The following is a 19,614-nucleotide window of genomic DNA, read 5'->3' on the forward strand; positions in this document are numbered from 1 at the left end:
CTAGGCGGGCGATTGCGCAAAAATTTGAGGGCCAACATCAGGTGGTCTCCGCGGCGGTCATAGCGGGAGCGGCCGTGGTCGGATTCGGATTGAGCGCGTCCTTGGCGATGCGCCCGTCAATAAAGTGCACCATGCGCCGCGCGTAGGCGGCCATATCGGGCTCATGGGTCACCATCAACACGGTGATGCCGTGATCCCGGTTCAGCGCCATCAGCAGGCCCATGATTTCGTGGCTGCGCTGCGTGTCCAGATTGCCAGTGGGCTCGTCGGCCAGCACCACAGCGGGCTGGGTGACGATGGCACGCGCAATCGCCACGCGCTGCTGCTGGCCGCCCGACAGCTCGCCCGGCGTGTGCTGCTCCCAGCCCGCCAGCCCCACATCGGCCAAGGCCTTGGCGGCCGCGCTGCGGCGCGCGGCGGCGCTGTCACCTCGGTAGAGCAGCGGCAGCTCCACATTCTCTTGTGCCGAGGTGCGCGCCAGCAGATTGAAGCCCTGAAACACAAAGCCCAGATAGCGCCGGCGCAGCCGCGCGCGCTGGTCGCGCGAGAGCGCTTCGACATGCGCGCCCTTGAATAGATATTGGCCGCTGCTGGGCGTATCCAGGCAGCCCAGGATGTTCATGGCGGTGGACTTGCCCGAGCCACTCGGCCCCATGATGGCGACAAACTCGCCGGCCGCGATGTCCAGGTCAATGCCCTTCAGCGCCAACAGCTCTGCCGCCCCGCTGCCATAGCGTTTGCTGACGCCGCGCAATTGGATCAATTGCTCGCTCAGGTGCTCGTTCATTTGGCGCTCGCCGTCTGCTGCGCGGTGATGACCCGCATGCCGACCTTCAGCTCGCCGCCAACAATCTCGGTCATATGGCCGTCGCTGATGCCGGGCACCACGGCCACGGCCTTGGGCGCGCCGCCGCTGATGGCCACGCCTTCGGCATCAAGCGGCAAGACCCAGACCTGGCGCGCCGCTGCCGTGCTGGCGCCATCAGCCGCGCCCCGGCGCCGGCTCTCGGTCTTGGGCGGGCCGAAGGCAATGCCGGACGCAATGCCCTTCTTCGCGACGGCGGCCGCCGTGCTGGGCGCATAACGCAAAGCCGCATTGGGCACCAGCAGCACATCTTTGCGCTGGGTGGCGACGATGGTGGCCGTGGCCGTCATGCCCGGGCGCAGGCTCAGGTCGGCGTTGTCCACATCGAGGTAAGTCAGGTAAGTGACGACGTTGTCGGTGATGGTCGAGCCAAAACCGACCCGCGTGATGCGCGCCGGAAACGGCCGGCTCGGGTAGGCGCTGACCGTGAACACCGCTGTTTGGCCGACCTTGACCGCGCCGACATCGGCTTCGTCCACATAGACCCACAGGCGCAGCCGGGCCAGGTCTTCGGCCACGACGAACAGGGTCACGGCCTGCAACGAGGCCGCCACCGCATTGCCCGGCTCGACCGCGCGGGTCAGCACCACGCCGTCGGCCGGCGCGGCAATCGAGGCTTTGGAGAGATTGATCTGGTCGGTGGACAAGGCGGCCAAGGCATCGCTGATGCCGGCCTTTGCGCTGCCCTGGTCGGCGATGGCGCGGGCCAGCGTGGCGCTGCCGCTGTCGAGTTCGGCCTTGGACGGCACCTTGCCACCGGACAGCCGCGCCACTTCTTCCAGGCGTCCCAGCGCGGCGCGGGCTTCGGCGACGGTTGCTCCGGTCTGCTCGAGGCGGGAGTGCGCGGCAGCCAGCGTCGCCTGTGAGCGCTGGATCTGGCCGCGCAGCTTGGCGGTGTCCAGCACCACCAGCACCTGACCTTTTTTAATGCGGTCATTGACATCGACATTGACCTTCAACACCGTGCCGGACAGCTCGCTGCCGATATTGATGGAGCGCGTTGGTTGCACCGTGCCGTTGGCGGTGACGCTGAGCGTGAGGTCGCCGCGCGTGACCGGCGCGGTGGTGTAGCTGGGCGCGGCCTTGGCAGCGCGCCCCATCAGCCACCAGCCCAGGCCTGCCGCCGCCAGCAGCGCGGCCCCAACGGCGATCCACAGCCAGCGGCGGCGGTACCAGGGCAGCGCAGCGGGCTCACCCAACAGCGTGTTCATGTCGGCGCCGGGCGCGGCAGGCGCTGCAGTTGGGGATAGGGCAGCCGGGGATACGGCAGGCGGCGCGGCACTCGCTACGCTTGTGCTTGTCGCTGAGGTCGGCGGGTCCACCGCTGGGCTGGCTGCGTTCATCTGTTCTGGGTTCCCGCTGTGGGCGACCAACCGCCCCCTAAGGCCGTGAACAAGCGCACCTGATCACTGCCGACATCGGCGCTGGCACGAGCCACGCCGTCCTGAGTTGCAAATAGCGTGCGCTGGGTTTCCAGCACGGTTTGAAAATCGATCAGGCCGCTGCCGTAGCGCTGGCGGGCCAGCAGGGCGGCATTGCTGGCGGCGTCGGCGGCCAAGCGCAGGCTGTCCAGCCGCTGCCGGTCGCCACGCAAGGCCTCCAGGGCATCTTCCACTTGCTGCAACGCGCTGAGCACAGCGGCGCGATATTGATGTTGCGCCTGAGTCAGGGCCGCCTGCTGTACCCGCACCTGGGCATTCAAAGCGCCGCCGTCAAAGATCGGCAAGCTCACGCTGGCCAAGAGACTGCCGAGCACCGCGCTGCTGTTGCCGAGCGCGCCGACCGAGACCGCACTCAAGCCCAGCGAACCCCCGATGGCAAAGCTGGGCAAACGCAGCGCCTGCGCCTGGCCCTCGCGCGCCAGCGCGGCCGCCACCTGAAATTCGGCGGCACGCACATCGGCGCGTTGACGCAAGGTCTCGGCTGGGACGTTCAAGCTCAGACCCTCGCGCGCCTGCGGCACGGTGGGCGCCAGCCGGGCCTCCACGAGCGCTGGCAGCGCAGCAGGTGCTCGGCCCGTCAGGACCGCCAAAGCATGCTGGGTTTGCACAATACTTGTCTGGAGCAATGGCAGCAGCGCCCGGTTTTGCTCGACGGCGGCGCGCGCCTGCTCGGCCTCCAGCGCGGTGTCCAAGCCCGCTTGCTGGCGCCACAGCGTGATCTGCAGGGTCTCCTCCTGGCTGGCGAGATTCTCGCGAGCGATCACGCTGCGCACCTGGGTCGTGCGCAGCAAGATGTAGTTCAGCGCGACTTCCGCAGCGATCTGCACCTGCTCATCGCCCAAGCTGGCCTGACTCGCGCCGACGAGCGCTTCGCTTGTATCCACGCCGGCGCGGCGGGCGCCGAACAGATCGATCTGCCAGCTGGCATCGCCGCCGAGTTGAAACTTATTGCCGCTGCTGTGGCCACCCAGCGTGCCGCGCTGCGCCGAAGCGGAGCCGTCAAGTTGGGGCCACAGGGCTGCGGCGGCCACATCTCGCAAGGCCTGCGCCTGACGCAGCGAAGCACGGGCCACTTGCACGCTGGTATTGGCCAGCATCGCCTGGCCGACCAGCAGTTCCAGCTGCGCATCGTCAAAGCGCTGCCACCAAGCCACCAACGAAGCCGTGCTGGCCCGTGACTCGCCCGGGCCAGGCGCATAGGCCCCTGACCAGGCTAGCGGGGTCGCAAGCTTGGCCGCTGCGCTTTCATCAATGGGAGGCAAGGCCGCGCAAGCCACGAGTGCGCCCAGCAGGCCGACCGAGATAAGTCGCCTCGACATTGCTCAGGCAAGCGACGCGAAAGCGAGGCGAGCTGACTTGCTGTTGGTGCTTGGCATGATTCGAGACCTCTGCTGCTGCCACCACCGTTAACAGCCGGTGGCGGTTCGATGAGACGGTTTTAAGGGCTTGCGGCGGCGGCGTCTGTTCGACAGCGCACACGCGACAGCAGCGACAAGGCAGACCCTTGCGCGCATGAGCCGCAGATATCGCGGCGAAGCGGGCTGCACAGGCTTATGCTGAGCGATGAATGATCGAATCAAGCAAATCCTGGCCCAGATGGCCGAACTCGAAGCGGAGCTGCACAGCGCCGTCCATGATCAGGAGAGCCGCATGTTCTTCCAGATCAAAGGCAAGCGCGTCGAGTTTGAGCGTTCGGTCCGGCAAGCGCATCGCAAGCTCAAGACCAATTTCTTCCGCTGGCTGGTGACGAACCGGCCACAAAACCTGATCACTGGGCCGCTGATCTACGGCATGGTGATCCCGCTGCTGCTGCTCGATGCCTGCGTCAGCTTCTACCAATGGGCCTGCTTTCCCATCTACGGCATCAGCAAGGTGCGCCGCAGCGACTACCTGGTGTTTGACCGCCACCAGCTGGGCTACCTGAACTTCATCGAGAAGTTCCACTGCACCTATTGCGAATATGGCAATGGCTTGATGGGCTATATGGCCGAGATCCTGGCGCGCACGGAACAGTACTTCTGCCCGATCAAACACGCCCACAAGATCCTCGGCACGCACTCGCGCTACAACCGTTTCCTGGACTATGGCGAGGCGGACGCCTACGAGGCCAAGCTGGAGGAATACCGGGTGGCGCTGGGTAAACTCAAGTAAGTACTTGGCCGAATCCGTGACTTGCAATCACGCATGCTGACCAAGACCTACTGCACGGCGCGCGTGATAGGGCACAAATTCATCGGCAGTTTCCTGAGCCCGCGCCACCTGCAGCACAGCGTCCAGATCCGACCTCAGCATATCAACGGGGCTGTGTCCTTCAAGTTGCGCGTGAGCGGCCGCAAACCAAGCCGCCAAGGCCCAGCCCGACCAAACCGTCGGCAGCTCGGCGCGCACGGCTTGTGCCGCCGCATTCAAGGCCAGGTCATTCGCTTGGAACTGGAACATCGGGATCCACAGACTGGCGCGCCATTCAAAACCAAAGACCTGGCCGGTGTAGATCCGTTGGGCCAGGCTGGTGGCCGGGCCAGGCTGATGTTCCTCCAGCAAGCGCGCCACGATCTCAGCCGGCGCCGTGCCGCCGGTTGCGCGGAAAGCCTCGAGCAAGGCGATGAAACCGCGCCCACTGGGCACTTCGAGATCGGCGGCCTGCGGGCCCGCGTAGGCCGGCAAGAACGCGCTGACGCTGGCGCGGCTCATCGTGCGCCCTTGTGGTCTTTTTGACCGGTGTTCTTGTGCCGGCCCAAAACCTCGTTCGGTTCGCTCGGTTGGGTCAGGGCAGCTGGCCCGCTCTGCCCTGACTGCGGCTTACTCGAGACCTTTGATTGCAGCAGATTCGCAGGGCGCCCGGGCACAGGTGAGAGCCAGGGGCTTTGGTACTTTTTGTTCATCAAGAACTCCAATCAAAGGTTGAGGCGAACAGCTTTGGAAACTGCAGCGTAATCAGAGCCCGCTCCTTCGACTGTGCGACAGCGCACATGGTCCGAGCAAGCCTGCCATGCACCTCTAACTTCAAATTCGTTCAGCGTGCGCTGTCGCACAGAAAGGCCCTGTTGGCGCGCGCATGCTGAAGCTTCCTTAACGACCTGGATGAAGCAAGATGAAAACTGATTCACAGCTGCAGCAAGACGTGATGGCCGAACTGAAGTGGGAGCCTTCTGTGCATGCAGCGCAGATCGGCGTCGAAGTCAAAGACGGCGTGGTGACGCTGGCCGGTGAGGTCAGCAGCTACACCGAGAAGCTCAATGCCGAACGTGCCGCGCAACGCGTGCAAGGCGTCAAGGCGCTAGCGGTAGACATGACGATCAAACTGTCACAGCTCGGCAAGCGCACCGATGCCGACATCGCGGGCTCGGCCCGCAATATCTTGAGCTGGACGAGTTCGCTGCCGACCGACGCGGTCAAGGTGCTGGTCGAAGGTGGCTGGTTGACCTTGTCGGGCGATGTGGAGTGGCAATTCCAGCGTCAGGACGCTGCCGACAGCGTGCGCTACCTGCTGGGTGTGATTGGGGTCAGCAACCAGATCGCCATCAAGCCCTCGCTATCGGCCACAGTCGTAAAATCGGACATCGAGGCCGCGCTCAAGCGCCGCGCCATGGCGGATGCCAAGACCATTGCCGTCGAGGTCAAAGGCGCTGATGTGACCCTGACCGGCACCGTGCACAGCTGGGCCGAACGAGACCTCGCCACGCGCTCCGCCTGGAGCAGCGCCGGCGTGCGCAATGTCGTCGACAAAATGAACCTCGTCTAGGCGAGCAGACTACGGACGAGGTACTGGGCATGGACATCACGACACATCGCGCGCGCATCACCGGCCCCGTTTCTTATACGGCCGGCAGAGGTCGAAAGCAGAACATCCCCATCGGCCCCTGCTTGGTGGAAAGCCTGGGCGGGCGCTCCATCGACATCATCTGGGGCACGCGGGGACAGAGTTCCGTGGCCTTGCCGATCGAAGACATCGAAGCCGCCCAAGATCATGGCCATCTGGTGCTGCTGGACTGAGCCAGCAGCACTGCGACTTCAGGCCTGCCGCGCGAGCGGCTGCAGCAACTCGAAATGCGCCAGGCTCGCCACATAGACCGCCGTCACGGCTCGCTCCAGGCTTGCTGCACTGAGCGGCTCGGCGAGCGAAATCTCGTGCCAGGGAGGGCTCTGGCCACCCTGGCCCAGGCCTTGTGCCACCACATCTCCGCAGGCATCAAGCAGACGTATGTCCAAGGCGCCGCAGGGTCCATGGCCTACCGCCATGCCATCGATCAAGGTGATGTCAACAATGCAGATCAGGCCGCGCTGCCCCATCACCGCTAAAAAAGTCGAGAGCCCGCGCGGCGTCTGACTAACTTGTGTGTCACCGCGCAAGCCCAGGGCTTGAAAGCGCGCCAGAAGCCGCTGCGCACAGGCCTCGACCTGCGGCCGAAGGGCCTGGGTCAGCCGCGTGAAGGTGATATCCCAGGCTGGTTGGCTGGGCGCTGCGGGAACGGAGTGCGGGTAGACCATGAGTCCAATTGTCAGTCGCCCGCCCCAAAGCCATAGCCCGAACAAGTGGGTCATTGCAGACCACCGGTGCTGACCGGCAGCTTCGTCCTAGGAACCGGTCACACGACCGCGGCGGGTACAAGCTGGAAAGCGGCCCTCAGGCAATTGCGCAACTGTGGCGCGACCACCCGGTGCCGCTATCCAAGATGGCAGGTCACCAAATGCGCACCCGGTCGGCCGGCTTGCGCCACATGGCGTCGCCGGGTCGGGTGCCGAAGGCCTTGTGAAAGGCGTCCAGGTTCATCAGTGGCGCATAGCCGCGCACCACACTGTTGGCGTGGTAGTCGATGGCGGCCCGTGCGCGGATGAGCTCCTCGCGGGCCTTGTAGATCCACAGCTGCGACCAGGCGACGAAGCAGCGCTGGTCGGTGCTCAGGCCGTCGACCTTGGGCTGCGGCTTGCCCTTCAGCGCCCGGTGCAGCGCGGCATGCGCCATCGTGATGCCGCCCAAGTCGGCGGTGTTCTCGCCCAGCGTCAGCGCACCATCCACCTTCAGGCCCGGCAGCAGTTGGAACTGGCTGTACTGCGCCACGAGCAGGTCATTGCGCTTTTTGAACTCGGCCGTGGCCAGGGGCGTCCACCAGTCGCGCACATTGCCCTGGGCGTCGAACTTGCCCCCAAAGTTGTCGAAGCCATGCGTCAGCTCATGGCCAACCACCGCGCCCATGGTGCAGTAGTTCACCACCGGGTCAGCGCCTGGCGTGTAGAACGGTGCTTGCGAGATGGCGGCGGTGATGTCGATGCCGTTGAGCTGTGGGTCGTAAGCCGCGTTGACCGAGGTCGGCGTGGTGTGTCCCGCATCGGCGAAACGTTCGCGCACGGCCGGCTTGCCGACCTTGTCGAGGTCACGCTGCAGCCGGAACGCGGCCAGGCGCTGGTTATTGCCCAGGTGGTCGTCGGCGCGTATGTCCACGCTGCTGAAGTCGATCCAGCGCTGCGGGTAGCCGACCTGGATATCGACCTGGGCCAACTTGGCCAGCGCGGCGGCGCGGGTCGGCGCGTCCAGCCAGGGGTTGGTCTTCAGGCGACTGGCGAACTCGTCCTTGATGTGGCCCACCATCTGCGTGATCTCGCGCCGCATGGCTTCGGTGTAGTACTGCTGCACGTACAGCTGCGACATCGGGTGGTAGAGCTGCATCGTCAGCGCCTGCACCGCCTGGCGCTCCAGCGGCAGCGAGGTGGCCAGGCCGTCGCGCTGGCGTTGGTAGTCTTGGCTGAGCTGGAGCCAGGGCTGGCCGAGCAGGTCGGCGTTCAGCGCCAGCACCCACCAGCGAAGCAGCGTCTGCACGTCCTGGGCGGGCCGGCTGCTCAGCAGCTGCTGCGTCGCCTTGGCCGCGCCGATGTCGTAGACCTGCAAACGGGCAGGCAGCGTCAGCCCGGCTGCTGCGGCCATCGCGCGCAGGTCGAAGGCGGGGATCAGGGCTTGCGCCTCGTCCACCGACAGCAGGTTGTAGATCAAGGCCGGCTCGTACAACTGCAGGGGCGCCAACCGCTTCGCCGCCAGCTCCGCTTCCATCGCCAAGATGGCGCGCGCCTTGGCGGCCGCCACATCGGGCGCATCGCCCAGCTGCTGGTGCATGCGGGTGATGTAGTCGACGTACACGTCGCGGATTTTCTGACTGGCCGGATCGCGGTACTGGTCCTGCGGCAGCTGCAGGCCCCCAAACTGCAGCGACAGCTGCGTGCGGCTGCTGTCCTTGAGGTCGGGCACCGTCACCAAGTTGAACAGCGGTGAGTTGCCGGTGCTGACCTGCAGACGCACCGACAGCCGGGCCAAGTCGGCCTGGCCGCTGGCGCGCGCGGCGGAGTCCAGATCGGCCTGGATCGGCTGCAGGCCGACGGCATCACGCTGCCGCATGTCCAGCGCAGCGCGGTAGTAGTCGCCCACCTGCTGCGCCGGGCTGCCCTTGGGCGCTTGACCCTGGCTGGCCTGCACCGCCAGTTGCTGCAGTTGTCCATCCAGGTTGGCGCCCAGCATCGAGAAGCCGCCGATGTCGGACTCGGCATCGGGGATCTTCAGCCGCTTCAGCCAGTTGCCGTTGGCATAAGCATAGAAGTCCTGGCGCGGGTCGACGTTGCGGTCCATGTGGCTGACAGAAAAGCCTATCGTCTCGGTCGACGCCTGGGCGCTTGGCTTGACGGGCCGGTGGATGACGTCGGCCATGGGTGGGTCGGCGAGCACAAAGGCGCTCGACAGGCAGAAGAAGGTCGCGGTGGCAATCCGTTTCATGAGTTCTCCGTCGTTGTGATCAACTTGCTGACATGGCGCATCAGCCACAGGCCATAAAGCGCGTTCGGCAGCACCAACAGAATAGGCGCCAGGCTCATCGCGTCTGCGGGTGCTGCATTGGCGGCCAGATCCTTTGAGCTCGACATGACCACCAGGAAGGCGGCGCAGTCCCAGAGACCATGTATCACGATGCTCGGCCACAGCGAGCCTGTACGCAGGCGCAGGGCAATGAAAAACAGGCCGCTCAGGGCTGCGGCGGTCGACTGGATGAGCGCCCCCCGCAGGTCGCCGGTGATGAACACGTTCAGGCTGTGGACGGCACCGAAGGCCAGCGTCGTCAGCGCCACGGCGGGCCAGATTGAAACCGTGTGCCGCAGGGCCTGTAGCAACACACCCCTGAACATCAGCTCTTCAGACAGCCCCACGAGGAAGGTGTTGACCAGCACCCACAGCACGACTGTGGCCGGCGCAAGCCCCAGCGAGGCCGACAGGGCAAAGCCTCCCACGATGTAGACCATCGGCAACCAGGCCAACCGCAGGCTGCGGGCCGAGGGCAGGTCGCGCAGGCCGATGTCGCGCCATCGCTGCCAGGCCACCACGGCCAGCACGAACGCCGCGGCAGCGACGAAGGGCCAGCCCGGGCCATGCGAGACGGTTTCGGACAGCGCCTGGTGGGCGCCGGCGCCGAACTGCTCGCCGAGCAGCGTGATCAGCAGCCAGCCCAGCAAGGTGGCCAAAGAGACCGCAAGACGCTGGTTCATGGCAGTCGTGAGGGCAGCATCAGTCCCGCAGCGTCGCACAGCCCTTCTTGAAGGGGAGCAACAGGTCCTTGCGCAGCACCTGGACGCCGAAGAACAGGCCCACCGGCCATGACCCAAATCGATATGGCGACCAAAGCCTGGGTCAGAAATCGCAAAGGTCCAAGCACGAACATGACTCCGCAAGACTTGCCACAATTCATTGTGGCATGGCCGCTGGAGCATTTGAGACCTACGGTGGCATAGGCTGGGTTGGCTTGACTTTGCCGAGACCTGCTCCACTGACGCACTGTCTCAGGTGAGCGGCGGTTTGACCGCCGTCTCGGCAAACCCGCTGGCGACGAGCTTAGGCGCCGTGGCACAAGGCCCATCCGGCTCGGGGCCGAACTGCGCGGCCATCGACCTCGTGCCCTTGACTGCGGGTAGGGGGAGAATCACGGTCTGGACTGCCGCAGGTCGGCCAGACAGCCTGTCCCTCTCTACACCTGGTGCCATCAGACCGCTCATGACCGACGCTCAATACACGACCTTGCCGCAGTGGCCGAACGCTTATCCGGCCAGCGGCGCCAGCGCCACCCTGAAAAGCCTCAACGAGGATTTCATCGTGACCGAACTGCCGCTGCAGCTGCCCTCCGGTGCGGGCGAACACATCTGGCTGGACATCGAGAAGAACGGTGCCAACACCGCCTTCGTCGCCCAGCAACTGGCCGCGGCTGCCGGCGTGAAGGAATGGGACGTGGGCTATGCCGGCCTCAAGGACCGCTACGCCATCACCCGTCAGTGGTTCAGCATCTATCTGCCGAAGGGCGAAACGCCCGACCTGACCCAGCTTCAGCACCCGGAATTCAAGGTGCTGAGTCAGAGCCGCCACGTGAAAAAACTGCGCCCCGGTGATTTGCAAGGCAACCGATTCCGCATCGTCCTGCGTGATGTGATTGGTGATCGCGACGCCATTGAGACCAATCTTCAGGCCGTTGCGTCACATGGCGCGCCCAATTACTTCGGCGCTCAGCGTTTCGGCCATGACGGCGGCAACGTGACGCAGGGCCTGGCCATGCTGGCACGCGAAATCCGTGTGCGCAACCCGAAGAAGAAAGGCATCTACCTGTCTGCGGTGCGCTCCTTTGTCTTCAATGAAGTGCTGGCGCTGCGCATCCAGCAGGGACTCTGGGGCAAGACCCTGCCCGGTGACGTGATGGACGAGGCGGGCCAGCCCACCGGGCCGCTCTGGGGGCGAGGCCGCGTGATCACCACCGATCAAGCGCAGGCCCTGGAAAACGGCGTGGCTGAACGTCACGCCACCTTGTGCGATGGCATGGAACACGCCGGCCTCGATCAGGCGCGCCGCGCCCTGGTGGCCAGGCCGGTGGACATGTCATGGGAATGGCCGCAAGCCCATCAACTGGTGCTCAGCTTCTCTTTGCCCGCCGGGAATTACGCCACGTCCATTCTGAACGAAATCCTCCGCGCCACCGAGGCTGACCGGCACACGGAGAACGAGTCTGAGGCAGTCGAATGACGGTGAAAGCCCACATATGCAGGGCTAAGGGGTCGGTATTCTGACTCGAAAAGAAGCGGCCGCTGCCGTCCGGCGCTGCGAACAAGGCGGCGAGTACCGCGGGCCAGTACTTCGAAGGCTGCGCGGCATCGCGGACCGCCGGCAGCGTCTAGGTGCCCGCGCCGGCAAACGCCAGGTCCACCTGGGCCAATGAAACAAAAAAAGGGGCCGAAGCCCCTTTTTAGAGTCCACCCGGAACGCCCTTCTTAAAAATCGTAGGCGCCGGTCACGTAGACACGACGCATCAACGTGTCGCCATAACGCGGGTCATAACCGGTCTGCTGACCTGCTGCGTCGCGCAAGGAGAACTCGGGCGCCTTGTTGAAGAGGTTCTTCACGCCAACAGTCAGGGTTGCAACCTTGTTGTGGCGATAGAGACCTTGCCAGTCGAGCGTGGATGAGCGCGGTACGTCCACAGCGACGTTGACCAATTTATTCGTCGCCACATCACGCACGCTGACCGTCTTGTCCTTGTAGGCCGACTTCCAGTTCAGGATAAAGGAGTTCGTGAACGCACCGGTATCCAACACCGCGCTGGCGCTGACCTTGTTGCGGAAGGTGTTGGAACCGCTGACATCGTTGTACTGACTCAGGCTGGTCGTGAACTGATCGCTGGTGCCTGGCAAGGTGTACGAAGACTCGATCACATAGGTGCCCGACAAATTCAGCGTCAAGCGCCCAATGTTTTCCAGGTTGGCGCGGCCAACGATGTCCCAATCGACGCCGCTATTCTTAGCTTGGCCGATATTGGTCGACGTGCTCTTGAAGGCGTAGTAGGCCTGAGGCTCAGCCGGCTGCTGGAACGTGGTGAACAAACTGGCGAACTTGACCGGGTCGGCAAACGCCTGCGCGGGCGATACCGCGCTGATCGCGTCGGTGATATGAACGTTGTAATAGTCTGCGCCGATGCCAAAGGATGCGTTGGGTTCAAAGCGAATGCCGAAGGCCTTTTGTTCGGACTTCTCGGGCTTGATCAGCGGGTTGCCCCCGGCCAGCTGTGTGTACTGGTCAGGCGTCTTGGGCCGGCAGGCCGCTGTGCCTGGGTATGGGCAGGCAAAGCTGCTGCCGGTCACGCCGCTAGGCAGCAAAGGCGAAGCCAAGGACAACATATCCGGCGCCTTGAAGCCGGTGCCGTAGGAAGCACGCAGCAAAACCTGCGGCACCACCTGGTAGCGACCTGAAATTTTATAGGTCGTGGCACTCAGATCTTCGCCGACGCTTACGTTGGCCAAGCCATCTTTGGTCGGCTTGATCGAGTCATAACGCAGCGCAGCAGTCAGCTCAAGGTTCTTGATCACCGGAACCAAGAGTTCGCCAAACACGCCACCCGATTTGCGCTTCAGGTCGAAGGCATTGGGTGCAGAGAAGTTGTAGATCACGCCATTGACTGCGTCATCCGAGGGTGTGTTCTTGTACTGTTGCTCGCGAATATCGCCACCCAGACCCAGGCTTACATCACCGGCCGGCAGCTTGTAGATTTCACGCGAGGCGCGGAAATCCAAGCCGGTCAAATTCACCTCACCCTTGCGAACGGTGCCGTGGTAAATCGAGTCGGACATCAGTTGCAGCGTGGCAGGTGTCTGCTTGCCGGCTTCTGAGAAGGGGTCAAACTGGTTCTTTTGAACCATGCTGATGAACTCGTTCTTCTTGAAATAGCCACCAACGTATTTCTCGTCAATGGCATTACGCGACCAAGTGAAGCCGCTGTTCATGGCCCAACCCGCCAGCTCTGCATCTGCGCCGATGACGAAATGCGTTGCGTCGGTGATGGTCTGCGAGTCACGCGTTCCGAAGTCCAAGGCGCGGTAGTTGGCCTGGACCTTGGGCTTGCCAAAATTAGGGCTGGTCTTGTCTGTTTCCAAAGACAGGTTGGCGATCTGGAACGGCGTCAGGTAAGGCGCCACATACTTGGCAAACAAATCAGTTGAGGTCGGGATCGCCACCGGCACCGGATTGGCCGCGATACGCGCGGTCAAATCAAAGCGGGAGTACGCGAACTCGGTAAAGAAGGACAGCTTGTCAGTGGCTTTGAACTGACCCGTCAGGAACAGCGAGTCACGCTTGCTCTCAGGATAGATTTCAATGTCTTTGGCGAAGTCATAGCCGCAGATCTCTTGCACGCCGGGCACATTGGTCAAACTGGCAAAGTTGCCGGGAGCACATTTACCGCCATTGGCCTTGGCATAGGGGTTGAAAAGGTAGGCCGGAAATGCCGGGACCGTCTTGCCCTTAGCGTCAACGATGTTTCTGGCGGTGACCTGCGCATTGGCCGGAACGGCCGACCCGCTGGTTTTGTCATAGATATAGTCCCTGCCACCGAAAGAGTAAGGAATATATGCTGTGCTGCCGAACGAACGATCGGTTGCTTTCAATTGCTGCTGCACGTCATGACGGTAGTTCAGCAGCACATTGAAACGGTCTTTGTCGATATCACCGATGCCATAGGTGGCGCTCGCAAAGGCCGACTTGCCGCCACCCTCCAACGGCACCATGCCGCTGGCTGTGACGTTGCCACCCTGATGGTTCTTCTTCAGCACGAAGTTCACCACACCAGCAATTGCGTCCGAACCGTACAAAGCCGAAGCGCCGTCGGTCAGCACTTCGATGCGGTCGATGGCGCTCATCGGGATCGAATTCAGGTTGACCGTGCTGCCGGCGCCTGTTGGCGCAATGCGGCGGCCGTTCAGCAAGACCAGGGTGTATTGGGTGCCGATATCGTGGATGTTGGCAAAGCTGGTACCGCCGGAATTGGTGCCGACCGCGGTGTCAGCGATTTGAAAACCCTGCATGGCCGGAAGGTTTCGCAGCACATCAGAGACCGACGTAGCGCCAGTACGAGCGATTTCTTTGGCACTGATGATCTGCACCGGCAGCGCACCTTCGCTGGAAATGCGTTTGATACTGGAACCGGTTACTTCAATTCGTTCAAGTTTTTCTTGAGGGACTGAGGCTTGCTGCGCGAAGGTCGAGATGGGTGTCATGACGCCAACTGACACCAATGCGGCTGCGCTGATTCTATTGAGCTTGAGCATTTATGAGGTTCCTGAGAATTGCTTGGACCAAAGGGCGTGTCGCCGTGAGGACCCGCCATGTAACAAAACGGCTGCAGTTTTTCTTTGACCGCAGACCAGAATCCACAGTGTTTCTCAGGGTCGCCTGGGGCCGCACCGGGATTCCCCCTAGCATTTTTTGCTCATCCCTGGGTACAGGGGTTTCACCCCAAATCGAGGGAAAACACTGAGGCCTTAATCCCTTCCGCCGCGCCCATTGACGCAAGAGAACGACACCACATCGAAGTGGCTCCCGCTCGGCCCGGCCGCATCGACATTACGAGCGTCCACATCGATGGCCAGGATTCTGCGCGGCACAATCCAGAGTCGGTCATGGCTCTTGGTGCCGCCACTTATTCATCGGCCTGTACAGTGGGTCGATTGGGAGAACTGTGCGACCCAGGGTAGCCAATCAAGCACTACAAGAAGTAGCCCAATGGTCAAAAGACGCCTGTCCGAAAAGAGCGCGGGCACAAGATGGGCACAGGATGGGCACAAACGAAAAAAGCCGCTCAAACTGAGCGGCTTTTCAAGGACTTGGTTGCGGGGGCAGGATTTGAACCTACGACCTTCGGGTTATGAGCCCGACGAGCTACCAGACTGCTCCACCCCGCGCCAGATATGGTGTTCCGGGCGATCTCGTCACAGCGAGCCCGAAAGGAAAGTGGTCATTCAAGGTTATGAGCGCACTGATGGAACCATGTTGTTCTACGGCGTTCAGCGCGGAAAAGTGGTCTAAGTCGTTGTCACCAAAGTAAATTTCACCGCGCCATCTGTCGGCACCCCTTACCGCTTGAAACCGTGCAGGACCAGATGACCACGACCGGCACGTGTCCAGCAGATCGTCGAAAGCACGACCATTGGGCTTTATCCTAGCGTCAGCACTATCAGCTGAGGATCGTCGACAAGACTCAAGTGGTCGAACCTCCATAGCTTAGGCACTCTGCTTTGCGCCACGTTCACGGCGCGCTGTCCGAGGCAGGCTCGCACGACAACAGATGGGAATGTTGCGCCACATATCATTCTGCATCAGAGCAGACTCAACCAGCGCTTCTACGATTCAGCCGCTTTCTGTGTATCTTGGTAAGTGGCAGGCTAGTCCAGACTACTGTCATTGAGGACCGTAATACGAAGTTCGTGGACGCCTTCAAACCTTTGCGCTCAAGCTGCCCACCTCCTTCGATATCAAACAAGACAGCGAGGATACCCGGCCTTCCCCATGCGGTTTTGAATCGCGGGAACATAGGCTCCGAGTTTGAGGATCGGGTTGTGGCACACCTGAGCGATGACGAAGCAAACTGGCGCGTTCTTCATCTTTTTGTCCATACGCTTCTCCGATTGACAGTCGTCATTTTGAGTTCCCCCTGTTCATCTCGGGACGGGGCTAGCTGGTCTTTCCCCGCATAGTTCAGACAAACTGCCTGGACTCCGTCCGCGGTCGAAGCTTTCTAGGCGGCCTCACGACCATCGGCGTCTTCTGAAGGGTCATCACCCTCTAAGCCGGCGTCTTTTTCGTCGTGTTCTTCGCCTTCCGAGCAGCCTCCTGGCATGACCGAGAAGCGAAGTGCTTCGATCGCCAACTGCTTCAGCGCCAACCAGTCGCCGGGATCCACAACCAAAGCCGGGTTGTGCTGCAGTCGGGTCGTGCTAATCGCCTCTCTTACACCAAGGCCTACCTGCTGTCCGGCACCTCGCAAGATCAGCAAGATTCCGCGCCTGAAGTCATCCAGGCTCGTATACCGAACGTCGTGCACGCCCAGGGTGGTAACACCGCCAAGCACTCCAGCCCCTTTGGCTTCAAGCACGTCCACACGGAGCACATCGCTTTCAGCTCTTGTGGGCACCAAGCGAACTTGGATCTGCACGACGTCCCGACTTGCCACCTCATTGCGAACCGGAGGAACTACAAAAGGAACTTGATAGCCATCCACCTCCACGATAAGCTCCTGCTGCCGCGATGCGATGAAGTAGCGCGCCGGAGCGGACAACAAGCCCGTGCGCCGCTCCAGATCACGGATGTCCCCGGCTAGGTTAGAGGACGTGGCCAGGATTTCGGCGACTTGAGCCGACATGGAAGCACTTGCCTCAATGCAGTTCAGCGCCTGGTCAACCTTCAGGCGTTTGGCGTCCATCGGCGCAAGGGGCTCGACTTCACGCATTGTATTTACGCCGGCCGCCGGCAGTTGCATCTGCGACAGAGTTGTGCCCTCCGACTCGAAACCACAGGCGGCCGTTCCTCCCTGATCTCCAGAAGCTACATCAGGGGCAACAGTGCCGCCGGCCGCCTCACCCAGCAGATCGTCCAACGCGGCGTCCAGATCAATCATCTTCGGGCTCGCCTCCGGCACATCGGTCCTCGACACACAAGATGACTGCGAAATCCGCGCCGCACCCTCGCTTGGCGGCAGTACCGCTTTTGGATAGCCAAAAAGATCAGCCTGCGGCGCGCCCGGAATCGGAGCGACAAGCACATATTGATCCTCTACGACTATGAGCCGCGCTCCCCGCAGGTACTGGTCGTCGGTAAGGGTATCGAGCTTTTGCTGCCCGCTGTGGAGCAGGCGAAGTTGCCTGCGCGACCGGCGCAGTATTGCATCGAACGTCGGCTCCAGGCTCGGTTTCAGGCCCAGTGGCACCCTAAGCTTGGGTTCGTATGAGTCATCGGACACTTCACTTCTCCTTGGTGGAAATCGAAGATCCGGCAAGCAACATGAGCCAGTGCAGGCCCACGATGGAAACTTGCCTCGCCATGCCTCTGCTGGCTTTGAGGTGCGTCGCCACGAGAACCAGCCTGTATCTCGGCACGCCGGCGCGCGGTTGGCATCGTCGCCAAACGAGCTTAAGTTCCTCGAGGTGCTTGGGAAGCGGCAATGCGTTTTGCGGCGCAGTGACAGCCAGCGACGCACGAGGCACCCCGGTCTTGATCAGGAATCGGATTAGTTCAGAAGCCGGACGCGACCGATCCAGACGGAGATCGCGACAATGCAGACAACGGAGCCAAGCATTCCAGACCACAAGCGCTTCGTCTTTCCGTCCTCTATCGAGGAGTCCTTCAAGACCCTTTCGGACGAGCGCCAACTTCCCATGACCCGCCGCAGAAGCCCAAGTGTGCCGCTGCCGGATCGCGTCGATCTGCCGACTCGGTGTGCTGATGGCGTCATCTTCGACCAGCCCCGCGTCGACCATCGCCGACGCAAGGCTCCGAATGCAACTCAGAACATCGTCTGCAGAAGTTGAGCAGCGCCCTGCAATCTGATCAACGGTCTCGCCCGCCACAACACGGCGCGCAACCATGTAACGAAGGGAGAAAGACAGCTCGCCTGTTTTCCCTTCGTTCCCATCGACTTCGCCGTTGCTCCGCGGCGGCGGCGAAGTACGAGCGTCCACCAGGACGCCCTCTCCGATGTCGGGAAACAGGACAGTGTCGAGTTCATGCCAGCCGGGCGCGACCCAAGACTCCGGTCGGGCGTGCTTCAGCCAATGAGCCAGCGGCCTCTCGATTAGGTGGATGTAGTCACCACTCGAGCCCGGGCCAGCGTGCCCTCCTTCAGCTGACATCTGGAAAAGCCCGGCGACATCGGTTGAATTTTCCATCATGAGCTTCTCAGCCTTCCTGGAAAAAACAGCGTGCCGGAGGTCGTAGAAGGACGCCACGCGATCGCCCGTGGACCAAGCCAATGCTGCATTCACAAGGCGCATGGTCTTTTCCTGGGCGTGACGTTGATCCGGCGCGCCCGGCTCACCAAAGAAGAGATCCTCGTCATCCACAGCGTGGTGAATCGTCAGGCGCTTCTGCTTGAAGACCACCAGCAACTTGATCAGCAACGGATGCGCCAGGTCCACCTGTCGCCGCATTGAGGGCGTCTTGCCTGTTCCGTCCCGAAGGCGCGGGTAGACCACGAGGTAAGGCGGCCGGTCCAATTGAACATCGACCATGCGGATGCACCAAAGTTCGTAGGTGCGCAGTTCGATCTCGAAGCCCAGCAACAGCGCGATGGCGGCTTGTGCGGCCACATCTCTCGTCTCGCCATGTTCCCGAACGAAAGCAAGAGCCACCATCAACTCATGGTCAGTGACGGTCGCCGCAGCAGGCGGCGGAGAGAACCGCCGACCTTGAATGCTGGCCGGCAGGCGCTCCATTCCGACCAGGACAAGGAACTGATGAAAGGCCTCCAGAAAGGACGCCAGCTTGCCTTTTTGACTCGGCAGTACTTGGTTCAACATCCCACGGTAGGCTGAAAGCCAATCTTCTCCACTACGACTGTCAACGCCGGCTTTCGCTAGATCTGTGGCCAGACCCAGAATGTGTTGCCTGCTGTACTCATACACGGAGACAGGCGCGAGACCATTGCCTCGAACACCACCGTGAGTCAGCACCGACGCCAGACCGCCCACCACCAGCATTTGCGCGCGTCCCGCACGAAGAGCAACTGGACTGGCAGCCAAAACCAACTCCATCAAGCCCTCAACGCCAGCCGCCTTCGACCCTTTTGCACGGGCGATCCGCCCGAAGTCGCGAACCAGAGCATGCAGGACACTCAAATCTGCCGATTGTGTGAAGCAAGTTTCGTAAGCTCGGCGCACAGCCGCGACGCCCGCCTGTGCCTTAGCTTGCACGTTCGCCTGCGGCCGCTTGCTGACCGTCCGAGCCCGAGCCGCTCTGTCTAGAACCTGGAACGGCCGTAGTCGGGTGACATGAACGAACAGCGGGCCAGGAAGCCGGCGGTACCACGCGGCTTGTGCGTCCGCAATTGCGCTGTCGAGCGCGCCTGTCATCGCTGAGTAGCATGGCAGTTGCGCGATTGCCGCCTCCGCCTCCCTCCAGACGCTCGAGCTGACAACGCACCCTCGGTTGCGGCGAATCTCGTCGATTACAGGCCTGGGCAACTGCCGGCGGTCGCGCCACCCTCCGCCCATCGGCAACTCGACCTCCATCACCTTGCCGCACAAATAGGTTTTGGCGCTGCCAACTGCGGTCAGCGCCTCCAACGTCGAGCGGTGCAATGCAATTCCTTCAATGATGCTGGTCAGCAGAAGTCGAGCGCCGGGCGACAGGCTCGTCGCCCGTTCGACGAAGGCATGGAGCTCGCCGTGGCGAGCGAGAGCCTTCGAGTAAGCCGGCTCAACGGTTTCAATGATGAGGCCTCGCACTCCGAGGTCGCTGCAGACAAGTCCATTGGTCAT

The 19,614-nt window shown here is 62.4% G+C and carries 16 protein-coding genes and 1 tRNA gene; 4 read left to right on the forward strand and 13 right to left on the reverse strand.

Going from position 1 to position 19,614, the window contains the following annotated elements; genetic code table 11:
* Positions 1-37 precede the first annotated feature (37 nt).
* The 3 genes from LNV09_RS20440 to LNV09_RS20450 all read right to left on the reverse strand — a co-directional run bounded on the left by LNV09_RS20440 (position 38) and on the right by LNV09_RS20450 (position 3,626).
* On the reverse strand, positions 38-787 hold the full coding sequence (locus LNV09_RS20440) for an ABC transporter ATP-binding protein (protein ID WP_263558925.1): 750 nt from the start codon (positions 785-787) through the stop codon (positions 38-40).
* Positions 784-2,076 (reverse strand): efflux RND transporter periplasmic adaptor subunit, encoded by a 1,293-nt coding sequence (locus tag LNV09_RS20445; RefSeq protein ID WP_263558926.1) that lies wholly within the window; start codon positions 2,074-2,076, stop codon positions 784-786. Before LNV09_RS20445 ends, LNV09_RS20440 begins: the two co-directional genes overlap by 4 nt.
* Before the next feature lie 128 nt (positions 2,077-2,204).
* On the reverse strand, positions 2,205-3,626 hold the full coding sequence (locus LNV09_RS20450) for an efflux transporter outer membrane subunit (RefSeq protein ID WP_263558927.1): 1,422 nt from the start codon (positions 3,624-3,626) through the stop codon (positions 2,205-2,207).
* Positions 3,627-3,870: 244 nt separating this feature from the next.
* On the opposite strand from LNV09_RS20450, the gene LNV09_RS20455 reads away from it, so the two are divergent.
* Positions 3,871-4,458 (forward strand): hypothetical protein, encoded by a 588-nt coding sequence (locus tag LNV09_RS20455; protein ID WP_263533356.1) that lies wholly within the window; start codon positions 3,871-3,873, stop codon positions 4,456-4,458.
* Between the two features lie 27 nt (positions 4,459-4,485).
* Here LNV09_RS20455 and LNV09_RS20460 read toward each other — a convergent pair whose 3' ends face one another.
* Positions 4,486-4,998 (reverse strand): hypothetical protein, encoded by a 513-nt coding sequence (locus LNV09_RS20460; protein WP_263558928.1) that lies wholly within the window; start codon positions 4,996-4,998, stop codon positions 4,486-4,488.
* Positions 4,999-5,398: 400 nt separating this feature from the next.
* Between LNV09_RS20460 and LNV09_RS20465 the strand changes: the two genes are divergently transcribed.
* Both LNV09_RS20465 and LNV09_RS20470 read left to right on the forward strand, forming a co-directional pair.
* Positions 5,399-6,049: a BON domain-containing protein gene (locus LNV09_RS20465; protein ID WP_263533358.1), complete on the forward strand. Its 651-nt coding sequence runs from the start codon at positions 5,399-5,401 to the stop codon at positions 6,047-6,049.
* Between the two features lie 29 nt (positions 6,050-6,078).
* Positions 6,079-6,300: a hypothetical protein gene (locus LNV09_RS20470; RefSeq protein ID WP_263558929.1), complete on the forward strand. Its 222-nt coding sequence runs from the start codon at positions 6,079-6,081 to the stop codon at positions 6,298-6,300.
* 18 nt (positions 6,301-6,318) lie between these two features.
* Here the strand turns inward: LNV09_RS20470 and LNV09_RS20475 are convergent, their stop codons facing one another.
* From LNV09_RS20475 to LNV09_RS20490, 4 genes are all read right to left on the reverse strand, one after another.
* Positions 6,319-6,795 (reverse strand): hypothetical protein, encoded by a 477-nt coding sequence (locus tag LNV09_RS20475; protein WP_263558930.1) that lies wholly within the window; start codon positions 6,793-6,795, stop codon positions 6,319-6,321.
* Between the two features lie 193 nt (positions 6,796-6,988).
* Positions 6,989-9,064: a M13 family metallopeptidase gene (locus LNV09_RS20480; protein ID WP_263558931.1), complete on the reverse strand. Its 2,076-nt coding sequence runs from the start codon at positions 9,062-9,064 to the stop codon at positions 6,989-6,991.
* Positions 9,061-9,825 carry a CPBP family intramembrane glutamic endopeptidase gene (locus LNV09_RS20485; protein WP_263558932.1) on the reverse strand — a complete coding sequence of 255 codons (765 nt, stop codon included), beginning with the start codon at positions 9,823-9,825 and terminating at the stop codon, positions 9,061-9,063. Before LNV09_RS20485 ends, LNV09_RS20480 begins: the two co-directional genes overlap by 4 nt.
* Positions 9,826-10,116: 291 nt before the next feature.
* On the reverse strand, positions 10,117-10,260 hold the full coding sequence (locus LNV09_RS20490; protein ID WP_263558933.1) for a hypothetical protein: 144 nt from the start codon (positions 10,258-10,260) through the stop codon (positions 10,117-10,119).
* Positions 10,261-10,327: 67 nt separating this feature from the next.
* Here LNV09_RS20490 and truD point away from each other — a divergent pair, with 67 nt between their 5' ends.
* Complete coding sequence (truD, locus tag LNV09_RS20495; RefSeq protein WP_263558934.1) at positions 10,328-11,341, forward strand: tRNA pseudouridine(13) synthase TruD; 1,014 nt, start codon at positions 10,328-10,330, stop codon at positions 11,339-11,341.
* A 245-nt stretch (positions 11,342-11,586) separates the two neighbouring features.
* Here truD and LNV09_RS20500 read toward each other — a convergent pair whose 3' ends face one another.
* The 5 genes from LNV09_RS20500 to LNV09_RS20520 all read right to left on the reverse strand — a co-directional run bounded on the left by LNV09_RS20500 (position 11,587) and on the right by LNV09_RS20520 (position 19,614).
* A complete protein-coding gene (locus LNV09_RS20500; RefSeq protein ID WP_263558935.1) occupies positions 11,587-14,412 on the reverse strand; it encodes a TonB-dependent receptor plug domain-containing protein in 2,826 nt (941 codons plus the stop codon).
* Positions 14,413-14,968: 556 nt separating this feature from the next.
* Positions 14,969-15,045 (reverse strand) — tRNA-Met (locus tag LNV09_RS20505).
* Positions 15,046-15,615: 570 nt separating this feature from the next.
* Positions 15,616-15,756, reverse strand: a complete 141-nt coding sequence (locus LNV09_RS20510) for a hypothetical protein (RefSeq protein ID WP_263558936.1) — start codon at positions 15,754-15,756, stop codon at positions 15,616-15,618.
* Between the two features lie 122 nt (positions 15,757-15,878).
* Positions 15,879-17,099: a hypothetical protein gene (locus LNV09_RS20515; RefSeq protein WP_263558937.1), complete on the reverse strand. Its 1,221-nt coding sequence runs from the start codon at positions 17,097-17,099 to the stop codon at positions 15,879-15,881.
* Between the two features lies 1 nt (position 17,100).
* Entirely contained in the window at positions 17,101-19,614 is a 2,514-nt protein-coding gene (locus LNV09_RS20520; RefSeq protein ID WP_263558938.1) for a hypothetical protein, read from the reverse strand.

The organism is Paucibacter sp. B2R-40 (assembly GCF_025717555.1).
GTDB lineage: Bacteria > Pseudomonadota > Gammaproteobacteria > Burkholderiales > Burkholderiaceae_C > Paucibacter_A.

Excerpts from the sequence above, each read along its gene's own strand:
- LNV09_RS20440 (WP_263558925.1), bottom strand. The coding sequence starts at position 787 with ATGAACGAGCACCTGAGCGAGCAATTGATCCAATTGCGCGGCGTCAGC.
- LNV09_RS20445 (WP_263558926.1), bottom strand. The coding sequence starts at position 2,076 with ATGAACACGCTGTTGGGTGAGCCCGCTGCGCTGCCCTGGTACCGCCGC.
- LNV09_RS20450 (WP_263558927.1), bottom strand. The coding sequence starts at position 3,626 with ATGTCGAGGCGACTTATCTCGGTCGGCCTGCTGGGCGCACTCGTGGCT.
- LNV09_RS20455 (WP_263533356.1), top strand. The coding sequence starts at position 3,871 with ATGAATGATCGAATCAAGCAAATCCTGGCCCAGATGGCCGAACTCGAA.
- LNV09_RS20460 (WP_263558928.1), bottom strand. The coding sequence starts at position 4,998 with ATGAGCCGCGCCAGCGTCAGCGCGTTCTTGCCGGCCTACGCGGGCCCG.
- LNV09_RS20465 (WP_263533358.1), top strand. The coding sequence starts at position 5,399 with ATGAAAACTGATTCACAGCTGCAGCAAGACGTGATGGCCGAACTGAAG.
- LNV09_RS20470 (WP_263558929.1), top strand. The coding sequence starts at position 6,079 with ATGGACATCACGACACATCGCGCGCGCATCACCGGCCCCGTTTCTTAT.
- LNV09_RS20475 (WP_263558930.1), bottom strand. The coding sequence starts at position 6,795 with ATGGTCTACCCGCACTCCGTTCCCGCAGCGCCCAGCCAACCAGCCTGG.
- LNV09_RS20480 (WP_263558931.1), bottom strand. The coding sequence starts at position 9,064 with ATGAAACGGATTGCCACCGCGACCTTCTTCTGCCTGTCGAGCGCCTTT.
- LNV09_RS20485 (WP_263558932.1), bottom strand. The coding sequence starts at position 9,825 with ATGAACCAGCGTCTTGCGGTCTCTTTGGCCACCTTGCTGGGCTGGCTG.
- truD (WP_263558934.1), top strand. The coding sequence starts at position 10,328 with ATGACCGACGCTCAATACACGACCTTGCCGCAGTGGCCGAACGCTTAT.
- LNV09_RS20500 (WP_263558935.1), bottom strand. The coding sequence starts at position 14,412 with ATGCTCAAGCTCAATAGAATCAGCGCAGCCGCATTGGTGTCAGTTGGC.
- LNV09_RS20510 (WP_263558936.1), bottom strand. The coding sequence starts at position 15,756 with ATGGACAAAAAGATGAAGAACGCGCCAGTTTGCTTCGTCATCGCTCAG.
- LNV09_RS20520 (WP_263558938.1), bottom strand. The coding sequence starts at position 19,614 with ATGACCAATGGACTTGTCTGCAGCGACCTCGGAGTGCGAGGCCTCATC.